The 13,530-nt window shown below is 72.8% G+C and carries 11 protein-coding genes; 2 read left to right on the top strand and 9 right to left on the bottom strand.

Going from position 1 to position 13,530, the window contains the following annotated elements:
* Nucleotides 1-61: 61 nt before the first annotated feature.
* From DEI94_RS12290 to DEI94_RS12305, 4 genes are all read right to left on the bottom strand, one after another.
* Complete coding sequence (locus tag DEI94_RS12290) at nucleotides 62-637, bottom strand: FtsB family cell division protein (protein WP_111027641.1); 576 nt, start codon at nucleotides 635-637, stop codon at nucleotides 62-64.
* Between the two features lie 258 nt (nucleotides 638-895).
* A complete protein-coding gene (gene eno / locus DEI94_RS12295) occupies nucleotides 896-2,179 on the bottom strand; it encodes a phosphopyruvate hydratase (protein ID WP_111011429.1) in 1,284 nt (427 codons plus the stop codon).
* A gap of 64 nt (nucleotides 2,180-2,243) precedes the next feature.
* Nucleotides 2,244-3,491: a histidine--tRNA ligase gene (gene hisS / locus DEI94_RS12300; protein WP_111027642.1), complete on the bottom strand. Its 1,248-nt coding sequence runs from the start codon at nucleotides 3,489-3,491 to the stop codon at nucleotides 2,244-2,246.
* A gap of 218 nt (nucleotides 3,492-3,709) precedes the next feature.
* Nucleotides 3,710-4,513 (bottom strand): MazG family protein, encoded by an 804-nt coding sequence (locus DEI94_RS12305; protein WP_181441890.1) that lies wholly within the window; start codon nucleotides 4,511-4,513, stop codon nucleotides 3,710-3,712.
* 118 nt (nucleotides 4,514-4,631) lie between these two features.
* On the opposite strand from DEI94_RS12305, the gene DEI94_RS12310 reads away from it, so the two are divergent.
* Nucleotides 4,632-5,804, top strand: coding sequence for a Na+/H+ antiporter NhaA (locus DEI94_RS12310; protein WP_111027643.1), 1,173 nt, complete (start codon nucleotides 4,632-4,634; stop codon nucleotides 5,802-5,804).
* 97 nt (nucleotides 5,805-5,901) lie between these two features.
* On the opposite strand, the gene mfd is transcribed toward DEI94_RS12310, so the two are convergent.
* The 4 genes from mfd to DEI94_RS12330 form a co-directional block, all read right to left on the bottom strand.
* Nucleotides 5,902-9,495, bottom strand: a complete 3,594-nt coding sequence (mfd, locus tag DEI94_RS12315) for a transcription-repair coupling factor (RefSeq protein WP_111027644.1) — start codon at nucleotides 9,493-9,495, stop codon at nucleotides 5,902-5,904.
* Nucleotides 9,496-9,608: 113 nt separating this feature from the next.
* Nucleotides 9,609-10,193: an aminoacyl-tRNA hydrolase gene (pth, locus tag DEI94_RS12320; protein ID WP_111027645.1), complete on the bottom strand. Its 585-nt coding sequence runs from the start codon at nucleotides 10,191-10,193 to the stop codon at nucleotides 9,609-9,611.
* Nucleotides 10,194-10,214: 21 nt separating this feature from the next.
* Entirely contained in the window at nucleotides 10,215-10,799 is a 585-nt protein-coding gene (locus tag DEI94_RS12325; RefSeq protein ID WP_111011437.1) for a 50S ribosomal protein L25/general stress protein Ctc, read from the bottom strand.
* 200 nt (nucleotides 10,800-10,999) lie between these two features.
* Nucleotides 11,000-11,788 (bottom strand): alpha/beta fold hydrolase, encoded by a 789-nt coding sequence (locus DEI94_RS12330; RefSeq protein WP_111027646.1) that lies wholly within the window; start codon nucleotides 11,786-11,788, stop codon nucleotides 11,000-11,002.
* Nucleotides 11,789-11,841: 53 nt separating this feature from the next.
* Between DEI94_RS12330 and DEI94_RS12335 the strand changes: the two genes are divergently transcribed.
* The gene (locus DEI94_RS12335; protein WP_111027647.1) at nucleotides 11,842-12,336 is read left to right on the top strand and encodes a MarR family winged helix-turn-helix transcriptional regulator; all 495 of its coding nucleotides are present in this window, start codon (nucleotides 11,842-11,844) and stop codon (nucleotides 12,334-12,336) included.
* An 11-nt stretch (nucleotides 12,337-12,347) separates the two neighbouring features.
* On the opposite strand, the gene DEI94_RS12340 is transcribed toward DEI94_RS12335, so the two are convergent.
* Nucleotides 12,348-13,448, bottom strand: coding sequence for a coiled-coil domain-containing protein (locus DEI94_RS12340; protein ID WP_181441891.1), 1,101 nt, complete (start codon nucleotides 13,446-13,448; stop codon nucleotides 12,348-12,350).
* Between the last annotated feature and the right edge of the window lie 82 nt (nucleotides 13,449-13,530).

The raw sequence follows: 13,530 nt of genomic DNA on the forward strand, positions 1-13,530 counted from the left end.
GATCCGTCCTCGGGCCGTCCGGCGCTGGGTACCCGCAGGTCGGCGCACGATGCCCGCGCGATCAGCGCCCGGCGCCCGTGCCCGCGGTCGCACCCGTGGTCGGCGTCCCACTGCCCGAGACGTCCGGGGCGACGAGCTCGGACGTCGTCTTCTCGGTCAGCCCGGACTCGAGCACCGACGACAACATCGCCTGCACCCAGTCGACCTTCGGCGTCTGGAGCTTCGTGCTCACGGGGGTGCCCGAGTCGGTCGTCACGGCACTGGTCGAGCCCGACGAGGACCCGCTCCCAGCGCCCATGACGAGGTAGCTCGTCTCGCCCGGGTACACGTACAGCAGGCGGTCGCGCGCCTGGGCCTCGATGTAGGCGGGGTCGTCCCACCGCGCCACGTCCCGCTTCTTCGTCGCGACGTCCGCACGCTGCGCGGCGACCTGCTGCTCCTTCTGCGCGATCTCCTGCTGCTGCTGGATCAGCGTCCGCAGCGACGGCGCGAGCACCACGACGAACAGCACGACGATGCCGAGCATGAGGACGCTGAAGCCCGAGAACCGGATGTTCCGGAACCAGGCGCCGGACGGACTCGTGGCGGCGGGCATCGCGATCGGCACGCGACGGACGCGGGGCTTCGTCGAGGGCATGGAGCGACGATAACCCGGGCGCCGGTCCGGTCCGGGCAGCGGCACGGTGCGGACCCGTCCCCCCATGCCACGCGCAGCCGACCACCGAGGACGCCGGGCACTGCCTCCCGCGCCCGTGCTCACGCCGGTGACTCCACTGAGGCGTCGTCCGCCGGCCGACACACGGAACGGCCCCCGGGCCTCCCGGTCGGGAGGCCCAGGGGCCGGAGCCGGAGCGGCATCCGCTGGTCCGACGGTCCGGACCAGCGGGTGCTCAGCTCACAGGTGGGCGCTGCGCGGGAACGAGCTGCGGCCGGCGTAGACGGCGGCGTCGCCGAGTTCCTCCTCGATCCGGAGGAGCTGGTTGTACTTGGCGACGCGGTCCGAGCGGGCCGGCGCACCGGTCTTGATCTGGCCGCCGTCCACCGCGACCGCGATGTCGGCGATCGTCGTGTCCTCGGTCTCGCCCGAGCGGTGGGACAGGATCGCGGTCATGCCGCTGCGCTGTGCGAGCGCGACGGCGTCGAGGGTCTCGGTCAGGGTGCCGATCTGGTTCACCTTGACGAGGATCGAGTTCGCCGCCCGCTCCTGGATCCCCTTGGCGAGGCGCTTCGGGTTCGTCACGAAGAGGTCGTCACCGACGATCTGCACCTTCGACCCGAGCTCGGCGGTGAAGTGCGTCCAGCCCTCCCAGTCGTCCTCGGCGAGCGGGTCCTCGATGGTGACGAGGGGGTAGTTGCCGACGAGGTCCACGAAGTACTGCGTGAACTCCTCGCTCGAGAGCTGCCCGCCCTCGAACGCGTAGGTGCCGTCGGCGTAGAACTCCGTCGAGGCGACGTCGAGGCCGAGCGCGATGTCCTTGCCGGGGGTGAACCCGGCCTTCTCGATCGCGGCGACGAGGAAGTCGAGCGCGGCACGGTTCGAAGCGAGCTCCGGGGCGAACCCGCCCTCGTCGCCGAGGCCGGTGGCGAGTCCCTGCTTCTTCAGCTCGCCCTTGAGCGCGTGGTAGGTCTCGACGCCCCACCGGAGGGCCTCGGAGAAGGACGACGCGCCGTAGGGCACGAGGAAGAACTCCTGGATGTCGACGTTCGTGTCGGCGTGGGCGCCGCCGTTGACGACGTTCATGAGCGGCACGGGCAGGGTGTGCGCGTTCGGGCCGCCGAGGTAGCGGAACAGGGGCAGGTCGGCGGAGTCCGCCGCGGCGCGGGCGACCGCGAGCGAGGCGCCGAGGATCGCGTTCGCGCCGAGGCGGGACTTGTTCTCGGTGCCGTCGAGCTCGATGAGCGCCGCGTCCACGAGACGCTGGTCGGTGGCGTCGAAGCCCTCGAGCGCCGGGCCGATCTCGTCGAGGACACCCTCGACGGCCTTGAGCACGCCCTTGCCGCCGTAGCGTCCGGCGTCGCCGTCACGCAGCTCGTAGGCCTCGAACGCGCCGGTCGAGGCGCCGGACGGGACCAGGGCGCGCGAGACCACGCCGTCGTCGAGGAGCACCTCGACCTCGACGGTCGGGTTGCCTCGGGAATCGAGGACTTCGCGTGCTCCAACGGCATCGATCACGGCCACGGGGTACTCCTAACAAGCGGTAGTGGTGGTTGGACGAATCCGGGACCGATCCTAGCGAGCGGGGTCACTCGAGCGGTCGGAAGGCGAGGTCCTCGAGGGTGCTGTCGGTGTCCACCGTCGCGAAGGCGGTGAACCCCGCGGCGGCGAGCCCGGCCAACAGGTTCTTCATGTTCTTGGTCCGGCGTTCGAGGCGCACCCGGGCGTGGCCGGCCAGGACCTCCTGCTTGAGCGCGGCGAGGCGGGCGGGCGGGACGTCGCGGTCGTGGACGAGCACGACGGCGTCGGCGGTGGCGTCCTCGGGCAGCGTCACGAGGTCGACGAGGCGCTCGAACCCGAGCGAGAACCCGACCGCGGGGACGTCCTGGCCGAGGAAGCGCCCGATCATGCCGTCGTACCGCCCACCACCGCCGAGGCTGTACCCGAAGTCGGGGTGCGCGACCTCGAAGATGGTGCCCGTGTAGTACCCCATGCCCCGGACGAGCGTCGGGTCGAACTGCAGTCGCACGCCGGGCAGGGCCGCACGCAGGGCCTGCAGGTCCCCGAACGCGTCGGCGTCGAGCCAGTCGGCGCCCACGACGCTGTCCCAGTCGGCCGTCGCGAGGTCGCGCAGCACGGCCTCGAGCTCGGAGGCGTCGTGTCCGGCCAGCCCCGGCAGTGCCACGAGTTCGCGCGCGACGCCGTCGGGGCCGATCTTGTCGAGCTTGTCGACGACGACGAGGGCGGCGTCGGCGTCGGGCCCGTCGACGCCCCACGAGCCGAGCAGCGCCACGAGGATCCGCCGGTCGTTGACGCGGATGGTGGTCCCGGTGATGCCGAGGGCGTCCACGGCGTCGGTCGTCGCGCGGATGAGTTCGATCTCGGCGAGCGGCCCGGCCTCACCGAGGATGTCGATGTCGCACTGCACGAACTGCCGGTAGCGGCCCTTCTGCGGACGCTCCGCGCGCCAGACGGGCGCGATCTGCACGGACCGGAACACCGTCGGCAGCTCGGAGCGGTGGCTCGCGTAGAACCGGGCGAGCGGGACCGTGAGGTCGAACCGGAGTCCGAGGTCGGCCAGGTCGAGCGGCGCCTCGGCGACGCGGAGGTCCTCGACGGTGAGCCCCCGGCGCATCACGGCGAAGGCCAGCTTCTCGTTGTCGCCGCCGAGGCCCGCGTGCAGCCGCGAGGCGTCCTCGACGACGGGGGTCTCGATCTCGTCGAAGCCGTGTCGCGTGTACACGCCACGGATCACGCCGAGCACGTGGTCACGGCGCGCCTTCTCGGCTGGGAGGAAGTCCCGCATCCCGCGGGGAGCCGTCACGACAGTCGCCATGGCCCCATCTTCGCAGAGCGCTTGCCGCCGCGCCGTCGGCTATGATATGCTGTATTCCAGTCGATCACCGCTCCACTGATCCATCACGGTGGTCGATCGTCCGCCCTCGTGGCGGGCCGCGGGGGGCCAGTGCTGCGGACTCCCGCGTCCGGCGTGGCGGCTGCGTGCCGCGGTCGCCGCGCGGAGGGCGCCCTCCTTTTCGGGTTGGGAGGGCGCCCTCACCTCGTCGTGTCGCCATGCGTCCGACGCCCGGGCCCCAGGTCGCGCTCGGAGCCCCGCTGCATTGAGCGCGACCGCTCGCGCTCCGTCGCGCGGCCAGCCGCCTCGAGCGCGACGACCGCAGCGCGGAGGCTCGCCACCGGGTCGACGCCGTCCGCCCGGGCCGCCCCGATCCGGTCGAGGAGCTCACCGCCCCACGCGGGATCGACGGCACCGTGACCGTCCGAGCCGTCGGTCACCCCGGGCGTACGGTCCTGCCGAGCGGCATCCGCGACGGCCTGCGCGAGGGGCACGGAACCGAGGCCGTGCTCGTCGATCCGCTCGAGGAGCTTCACGGACCGCTCGAGTGGGGGCATCGCCCGGGGCACGCCGTCGAACACGCTCGTGCGCGCTGCCTTCTCGGCCGACTTCGCCGCGCGCCACACCCGGACCACGTCGGCGAACGTCTCCGCGTGCTCGTCGCCGAACACGTGCGGATGGCGGCGGACCATCTTCTCGCGAGCGTGCTCGGCGACGTCGGCGAGCGTGAACGCGCCGCGACGCTCGGCGATCCCCGCGTGGAGCACGACCTGGTACAGCACGTCGCCGAGCTCCTCGCGGATCTCGACGTCGTCGTCCACGTCGATCGCGTCGACGAGCTCGTACGACTCCTCGACCGCGTACGCCGCCAGGCTCCGGTGGGTCTGCGCGCGGTTCCACACGCAGCCGTCCGGCGCGAGCAAGCGATCGACCACCGCGGCGAGGGCCTGGACGGCTGCGGCTCGGTCGGCGGGGTCGGCCTGGTCCTCCTGATGCGGGGTCATGCTCCATCGTCGCACCGACGCTCGCCCAGCACGGCGGTCCCCGGCGGTAGGCTGACCGGGGCGTGTCGGGAAGTCTGGTCGACGGACCATCGACCGACCCCAACGAGACGGAGTCACCGTGCCCGCCATCGTCCGCTCCGAGCGCTTCAGCGCCGTCGCCCTGCTCACCGCCGCGGTCCTCGGACTCGCCGCCGCGAACTCCCCCCTCGGGCCAGGACTCGAGCACCTGCTGGCGCTCCACACACCCTGGTCCGCGGTCGGACTCGACCTGTCGATCGCACACTGGGTCAGCGACGGGCTGCTCGTCGCGTTCTTCCTGCTCATCGCGATCGAGCTCAAGCACGAGCTGACGATCGGGCAGCTGTCGGATCCCCGGACCGCGATCGTGCCCGCGATCGCCGCCGTCGGGGGTGTCGTCGTGCCGGCGGTGCTCTACCTGGCGGTCACGCAGGGCAGCGGGCTCGAACACGGCTGGCCGATCCCCACCGCGACCGACATCGCGTTCGCACTCGGGATCCTCGCGATCTTCGGCCGCGGGCTGCCGTCACGCCTCCGGGTGTTCCTCCTGGCGCTCGCGGTGCTCGACGACCTCATCGCGATCGTCATCATCGCGATCGTCTTCGCGCACGGCACCGACCTGGGACTCCTCGGGCTGGCGGTCGTGGCCCTCGCGGCGTTCGCGGTGCTGGCCCGGTCCCTGCGCCGCGTCGGGCGTGCCCGGCCGGCGATCGTGGTCGGCCTCGTCGTGCTCGGCGTCGTCACGTGGTGGCTCGTCCTGCACTCGGGGGTCCACGCGACGATCGCCGGGGTGGCACTCGGGCTGGTGCTCCCCCGGCGCGCCGGGCACACGGTCCGGCACGCTGTCGAACCCTGGTCGAACGGGGTCGTCCTGCCGGTGTTCGCGTTCACCTCGGCCGCGGTCGCCGTGCCCGCGGTGGGGTTCGGTGCGCTGTCGCCGGCGTTCTGGGCGATCGTGCTCGCACTCCCGGTGGGCAAGGTCGTCGGCATCACGCTCTTCGGCGGGGTCGCGACCCAGGTGTTCCGGCATCCTGAGCGCCCGACGTTGTCGCTCTCGGCGGTCGCGACCGTCGGCGTCCTCGGCGGGGTCGGGTTCACCGTCTCGCTGCTCATGAACGAACTCGCGTTCGTGCGCACGCCGCGGGTCGCGGACCAGGGCACGCTCGCGGTCCTCGTCGGCTCGGGCGTCGCGATGGTGGCGTCGGCCGTCGTCGTCGCGCTCGGGGCACGCCGTGCGCGGTCCGAGCGCGCGGCCGCTCCGGGCGCGCACTGACCAGAGCACGATCCGGCAGTTCCGCCGCGGGTCCGGCCGGACGGGAGGCGCGGGGCGGGCCCGTACCGTGCCTCCCGACCGGCGGTCCCGCCCCCGCCTACGCGGCCGGCGCCTGCTCGGGCACGTTGGCGCCGTAGATCGCCGTGAGGATCGACTCCACCCAGTCGATGAGCGCATCGTCCGGTAGCGGCTCGCCGTTCCGCTTCGGGAGCGGGATGCTCGTCGCGTTCTGCTGGGCGAACCACCGCGACCCCGGGAACATGCGGGTGAGCCGGACCTGCTGGGAATCGGCGAGCTCCTTGCCCGCGACCCGGAGGTTCGACCCCATCACGACGACGTCGGACAGGCCGACCTGCTGCGCCATGCGCCGGAGCCGCGAGACCTCGATGAGCGTCGTGACCGCCTTCGGGGGCGTGCCGTACCGGTCGGTGAGCTCGTCGAGCACCATGTCGATCGCAGCGTCCTGCGCCGAAGGAGCCGACGCGGCCGAGAGCTTCTGGTACGCCTCGAGCCGGAGACGCTCGCTCTCGACGTAGTCGTCGGGGATGCGGGCGTCGACCGGGAGCTCGAGGCGGAGTTCCGTCTGCCCCTCGGCGACGTCGCCGCGGAACTGCCCGACGGCCTCGCCGATCATCCGGAGGTAGAGGTCGAACCCGACCCCCGCGATGTGACCGGACTGTTCGCCACCGAGCAGGTTGCCCGCTCCGCGGAGCTCGAGGTCCTTGAGGGCGACCTGCATGCCCGCACCGAGCTCGTTGTTCGCCGCGATGGTCTCGAGGCGGTCCTGCGCGGTCTCGGACAGGGGCTTGTCGGCGTCGTAGAGGAAGTACGCGTACCCGCGCTCGCGCCCGCGGCCGACACGACCCCGGAGCTGGTGCAGCTGCGACAGCCCGTACTTGTCGGCGCGGTCGATGATGAGGGTGTTCGCGTTCGCGATGTCGAGGCCGGTCTCGATGATCGTGGTCGACACGAGGACGTCGAACTTGCGCTCCCAGAAGTCGACCATCACCTGCTCGAGGGCCTGCTCGGACATCTGGCCGTGCGCGACCGCGATCCGGGCCTCGGGCACGATCTCGGCGAGGTGCGCGGCGGTGCCCTGGATGTCCTTGACGCGGTTGTGCACGTAGAACACCTGGCCCTCGCGGAGCAGCTCTCGCCGGATCGCCGCCGCGACCTGCATGTCCGACTGCGGCCCGACGAAGGTCAGGATCGGATGGCGGTCCTCGGGCGGGGTGGCGAGGGTCGACATCTCGCGGATGCCGGTCACGGCCATCTCGAGTGACCGCGGGATCGGGGTCGCGCTCATGGCGAGGACGTCGACGTTCGTCTTGAGCTTCTTGAGCTGGTCCTTGTGCTCGACGCCGAAGCGCTGTTCCTCGTCGATGATCACGAGGCCGACGTCCTTGAACTGCACCTGCTGGGACAGGATGCGGTGCGTCCCGATCACGATGTCGACCGTGCCGTCGGCGAGGCCCGCGATGGTCTCCTTGGATTCCTTCTCGGTCTGGAACCGGCTCAGGGCGCGCAGGTGCACGGGGAACCCGGCGAAGCGTTCCTGGAAGGTCTCGAAGTGCTGGCGGACCAGCAGCGTGGTCGGCACGAGGACCGCGACCTGCTTGCCGTCCTGCACGGCCTTGAACGCGGCGCGGATCGCGACCTCGGTCTTGCCGTAGCCGACGTCGCCGGACAGCAGGCGGTCCATCGGGATCGGCCGCTCCATGTCGGCCTTGATCTCGTCGATCGTGGTGAGCTGATCGGGCGTCTCGGCGAACGGGAAGGCTTCTTCGAGCTCGCGCTGCCAGGGGGTGTCCGGCCCGAAAGCGTGGCCCTTCGACGCCATCCGCGCCGAGTAGAGCTTGACGAGCTCCACCGCGATGTCGCGGACCGCCTTGCGCGCCTTGCTCTTGGCCGACGCCCAGTCGCTGCCGCCCATCTTGCTCAGCGTCGGGGCCTCGCCGCCGACGTAGCGCGAGAGCTGGTCGAGCTGGTCCGTCGGCACGTAGAGCTTGTCGCCCGGGTACCCGCGCTTCGATGGCGCGTACTCGAGCACGAGGTACTCGCGCTGCGTCTTGACCGCGTTCCGACCACCCGACGAGACCTCGCGCGAGACGAGCTCGACGAACTTGCCGATCCCGTGCGTGGTGTGCACGACGACGTCACCCGGCTTGAGCTGCAGCGGGTCGACGACGTTCTTCCGGCGGCTGGCGAGCTTCTTCACCTGCCGGGCTCCCTGCTGGGCGCTCCGGCCGTAGAACTCGGCCTCGGACATCACGAGCAGGCGGAGCTCCGGCACGGCGAACCCGTGCTCGACCGATGCGGTCGTGAGCAACACGGCGCCGGGCTCCGGGGGCTCGGTGACGTCCTCGACCCGGGCGGCGACGCCGGCGTCCGCGAGGACCTGCACGGCACGCTCGACCAGACCGGCGCCCTGCGCGGTGACCACGACGGACCAGCCGTCCCGCGTGCGCTCGGCGACGTGCTCGAGCGCGCCCTCGGCGCTGCCGGTGAAGCTCGGGACGGTCTCGGCGGGCACGCGGAGGTAGTCGCCCGCCGACTCGACCGCCTGCTCGTCGGTGAGGTCGGCACCGGAGTCGAACGGCGACACCGTCCACCAGGTGCGGTCGCCGCGGGACTGCTTGAGCGCCCCGAGGGACAGGAAGTTGCCGGCATCGAGGTCGATGGGGGCCTGCGCCCCGGCGGTCGCCGCACTCCACGCGGCCTGCAGGAACTCCTGGTTCGTCTCGGCCAGGCTGTGCGCCCGGGCGACGACACGCTCGGGCGAGAACACCGCGACGACCGCCGAGGACGGCAGGTAGTGGGTGACGGGCACGAGGCGGTCGACCAGGGCGGGCGCGAGGGACTCCATGCCCTCGACCGGGATGCCCTCGGCGATCTTGGCGAGCATCTGGGACAGGCTCGGGAACTCGTGGAGCATCTCGCGCGCCCGCTGCCGGACGCTCTCGCCGAGCAGGAGCTCGCGGCTCGCGGTGAGCTCCACCTGCCCGAGGTCCTCGTCCGTCGAGCGCTGGTCCGCGACGCTGAACGCCTTGATCGCATCGATCTCGTCGCCGAAGAAGTCGATGCGGACCGGGTGGTCGGCCGTCGGAGGGAAGACGTCGAGGATGCCGCCGCGGACCGCGAACTCGCCACGGCGGGACACGAGGTCGACCCGGGCGTAGGCGAGGTCGACGAGGGCGCCGGCGAGCTGCGCGAGGTCGTTGCCCCGCGAGTTCGTCCGGAGCACCAGGGGTGCCATCGCGGTCATGTTGTCCGCGATGGGCTGGAGCGCGGCACGCACGCTCGCCACGACGACGATCGGCCCACGGGGTTCGCCCCGGTCGGCGGCGGCCTGCCAGTCGGCGAGGCGCCGCAGGGTGTTGATGCGCGTGCCGACCGTCTGCGCGCTCGGACTCAGGCGCTCGTGCGGCAGGGTCTCCCACGCGGGGAACTCGAGGACCTCGGCCTCGGGCACGTAGCACCGGACGGCGTCACGCACGCCCTCTGCCTCGCGCCCGGTGGCGGTGATCACGAAGGCGCACTGCGGGCCGTCCCGCTCGGCGAGCAGCGCCGCCAGCAACGGGACGCGGAGGCCGTCGACGACGGAGAAGTCGGCGTCACGCGGGGCGGCGGCGAGGACACGATCGAACGCGGAGGCGCGCGAGAGCGCAGGGATGATGCCCGAGATCGTCACTCATCCGATGGTACCGGCGCCCTCCGACAGGCGATCCGGCCCGCCGCGTGCTGTGGGCGAACGGAAGGGAGATGGGCGGGCGCACACCGAGCCTCCCGGTCGTCCCACGACGGTCAGGCCGGCGCGTGGAACCGCTGCTGCGCGGCGAGGAGGCCGTCGGTCGCGATCGCCTCGACCGCGTCGGCGGCCTCGGCGAGGAGCGACGGCAGCACCTTGCGCTCGGTCGACGAGAAGTCACGGAGCACGTAGTCGGCCGGGTCCTGCCGACCGGGCGGGCGGCCGATACCGACGCGGACCCGAGCGAACTCGTTCGTCCCGCAGGCCTTGATGATGTCGCGGAGCCCGTTGTGCCCGCCGTGCCCGCCACCGGATTTGAGCCGGAGCGTGTCGAACGGCAGGTCGAGCTCGTCGTGCACGACGACGAGATCGGCGGGCGTCAGACCGTAGAACGACAGGGCAGCCGACACCGGGCCGCCGGACGTGTTCATGAACGACGCGGGCTTGACCAGGATGAGCTTCGGCCCACCCGGGGCCGGGCGGCCCTCGGCGACCTGCGCGGGGGTCTTGTGCTTCCGGAAGGTCGCACCGATCCGCACCGCGAGGTCGTCGAGGACCATCTGTCCGACGTTGTGCCGGTTGCCGGCGTAGTCGGGCCCGGGGTTGCCGAGCCCGACCACGAGCAGCGTTCGTTCCGCCATGGGCGTCGGGAGGCTCGCGGACTACTCCGCGGCGTCCTCGCCGGCCTCGTCGCCCTCGTCACCGGCGCCGCGGGGCGTGCTGATGCTGACGACCAGGGCCTCCGGGTCGGTGTCGAGCTCGGCGCCCTCGGGGAGCGTGATGTCCGAGGCGTGCAGCTGGGCACCGTCCTCGAGGCCCGTGACGTCGACGACGACGTGCTGGGGGATGTTCGTCGCGAGGACGACCAGCGACAGCGTGGACTCGTCCTGCACATGGATGGTGCCCGGAGCCGACTCGCCCTCGACGACCACGGGGACCTCGACGGTGACCCGCTCGCCCTGACGGAGCACGACGAGGTCGATGTGCTCGATGATCTGCCGCACCGGGTCACGCTGGACGTCCTTGACGAGCACGAGCTGCGTGGCGCCCTCGATGTCGAGCTCGATGATCGCGTTCGCGCGGCGGACGACGAGCATCGTGTCGTGCCCGGGCAGCGTGACGTGCTGCGGGTCGGTGCCGTGACCGTAGACGACGGCGGGGATCTTGTCGGCGGCGCGGAGCTTGCGTGCCGCGCCCTTGCCGAATGCGGTGCGGTGCTCGGCGGCGAGCTGGTACTGGTCGGCCATGGTGGTGCCTCCTGGGTGGGGACGACCGCCATGCGGCCGTCGTCGGTCAGTGTGTTCGACTCGAACGCGTCACAGCGCCAGGAGGGCCCGTGATCCGGGGCCACCGCCGGTCACCCGCACGGAGCACGGGACCGGATCTCCTACCGCGTCGATCACGGCCGCGCCTGCGCACGACCCTCGCCGAAGTCCAGTCGGTCACTCTAGCGCATGTCGTGCGCCTCGTCCGCGCCGGGCGTCGGGAGCGCGGTCACGAACGCGTCGACCGCGGCGAACGTGGCGTCGGCGCGCTCGAGCTGCGGCAGGTGGCCCGCCGCCTCGACCACGACGAACCGCGCGTCGGGCAACGCATCCGCGAGCGCGGCCCCGTACGCGGGGGTGACGATGCGGTCGCTGTCACCCCACAGGACGAGCGCCGGGACCCGCACGTCGGCGAGCCGGGAGGCGAGGGTCGGGTCGGCCATGGCGGCGCCGCCCGCGTAGGTCCGGAGCGCGACCATGTTCGCCGCCTGGACGCGCCGGCGCTCGTCCGAGAGGGTCGCCGGGTCGAGGTACCCGCGCTCGGGGTCGTGCCAGGCGTACTCCGCCACCCCGCGCGCGTCGAGCGCGAAGAAGTCGCGCACCGGCTCGTCGGGCACCGTCACGCCCACCGCGTCGACGACGACGAGCGCGCCGACCGCGTCCGAGCCGCGCTCTGCCGCCTGGACGGCCATCTCGAGCGCGATCCAGCCGCCGAGCGAGTTGCCGACGAGCACGGCGTTCCGGGCGTCGCGCTGCTCGAGCAGGTCGAGGTACACGCCGGCGAGCGCCCGCACCGTGTCGAGGTCGTCCGGACGGTCGGTGCCGTTCCACCCCGGGTGCGTCGGTGCGATGACGTGGTGCGTGTCGGCGAGGTGCGCCACGAAGGGCGCCACCGTCGCGGGGCCGCCGCCGCCGTGCAGCACGAGGACGAGGGGGCCGTCGGTGCCGCGTTCGTCGAGGGTGATGTCCATGGTGTCGCTCCTGTCTCAACATGTTTATCTAATGCTGCTGATGCGGTAGCACCATGACGACGGACCTGCGACGACTCGGCCGGATGGTGAAACAGGCGCAGTGGCGTGACCACCGTGCGGTCGACGCGGCCCTGCACGGTGTCGGGACGACCCTCGCCCAGTGGGACGCCCTCCGCGCGATCGCCACCCGCCCCGGGGCCTCGGCGCACGCGCTCGCACTCGTGACGTTCCAGAGCGACCAGGCGTTCGGGACCCTCACGACGCGCATGGCCGCGCGGGGGCTCGTCGAACGCCATCCGGGGGTGGGCCGCCGGGTTCGGTACGAACTCACCGCCGAGGGTGAACGGCTCCTCGCAGCCGGACAGGAGGCCGCGGACCGGACGCTCGCGACGCTGTTCGCGCCCCTCGACGAGGCGGACCGGGCGGCATTGACGTCGATCCTCGGCCGGCTGCTCGGCGAGGACGACGACGGGGGCAGCGCCGACGGCGATGGTGGTGCCGACGGTGGTGCCCGCGTGGGCTCGGACACGCCGGAGGACGACCGGTAACAGACGCGGGCTCAGCCCACCTCGCGCCGGTGCGCGCGGGCCCGCCGGAGCGCCGTCCGCGCCTCGTCCGCGCGTTCCTCCGCGGCGTCGCGATCGTCCTCGAGCCGCTGCGTCTCCCGTTCGGCGTCGTCGAGGTCCCGGCGGACCGCGGCGAGTTCCTCCTCGAGGTCGTGCCGGCGCCCCTCGAGGTCACGACGGCGCCGGTCGGCGTCGTCGAGCGCGTCCTCGAGGCGCTCGAGGTCGTCGTCGGCGGCCCGGGCGGCGTCGCGTGCCGCCGCCTCGGCCACCCGGGCCTCCTGGCGGACGCGGTCGTGGTCGTGGTGGTGGTCGTCGCCGTCGTCGCCCTGCGTCGGACGGGAGGACCGGGGCGCGTCCGCCGGATGGCCACCGGTCGCGCGGCGCGGACGGCCGGTGCCGCCGCGCGACCGGCGGGGTGGCGTCGACTCCGGCTCCGGCTCCGGCTCCGCGTCGGGCTCCGGCTCCGGCTCCGCGTCGGGCTCCGGCTCGGGCTCCGGCTCCGCGTCGGACTCCGGCTCGGGCTCCGGCTCCGGCTCCGGCTCCGGCTCCGGCTCAGCCTCGGCGCCCTCCCCGTCGATGTCGGGCACCGCCTCGGGCACCGCCACGGCGCCGTCGAGGTCGACCGGCTCGAACCCGACGGCCTCGAGCGCGCGGACGAGCATCCCGGACCGCACGGCAGCACCCGCACGGGGGTCCGCCATTGCCGCCTCGACCGTCGCCCCGACCTGCTCGAGCACGACGTCCGACGGCTCGTGCCCGGCGTCGCGCGCCAGATCGGCCCCGGCATCCGTGAGCGACGCCACGAGCGAGGCCCGCTCGCGCCGGAGCCGGCTGATCGCCCGCGGGTCGGCCTGCTCCTGCGCAGCGCGGAGCGCCGGTCCGAGGTCGACCGCGTCGTCGAGGGCGCCCTGCGCCGCGAGCAGGTCGACGACCCACGCGGCGGGCGAGGGCTTGCGGAGCGCCTTCACGCCGTCCGACAAGGCCCGGTCACGCTTCCGGAGATCGCGTGCCCGCGCGGTCCGTTCGGCGACGAAGTCCTCGGGGCGTCGCCGGTACAGCTCGCGCGCGACGGCGGCGAGCTGCTCGGGGTCCATGCCGCCGAGTCTGCCCCGCGCCGCGACCGCCGGCTCGCGCCTCACCCGCCGGCTCGCGCCGCATCCACCGCTGCGGACGTCG

The sequence above is a fragment of the Curtobacterium sp. MCBD17_040 genome (assembly GCF_003234805.2).
Taxonomy (GTDB): domain Bacteria; phylum Actinomycetota; class Actinomycetes; order Actinomycetales; family Microbacteriaceae; genus Curtobacterium.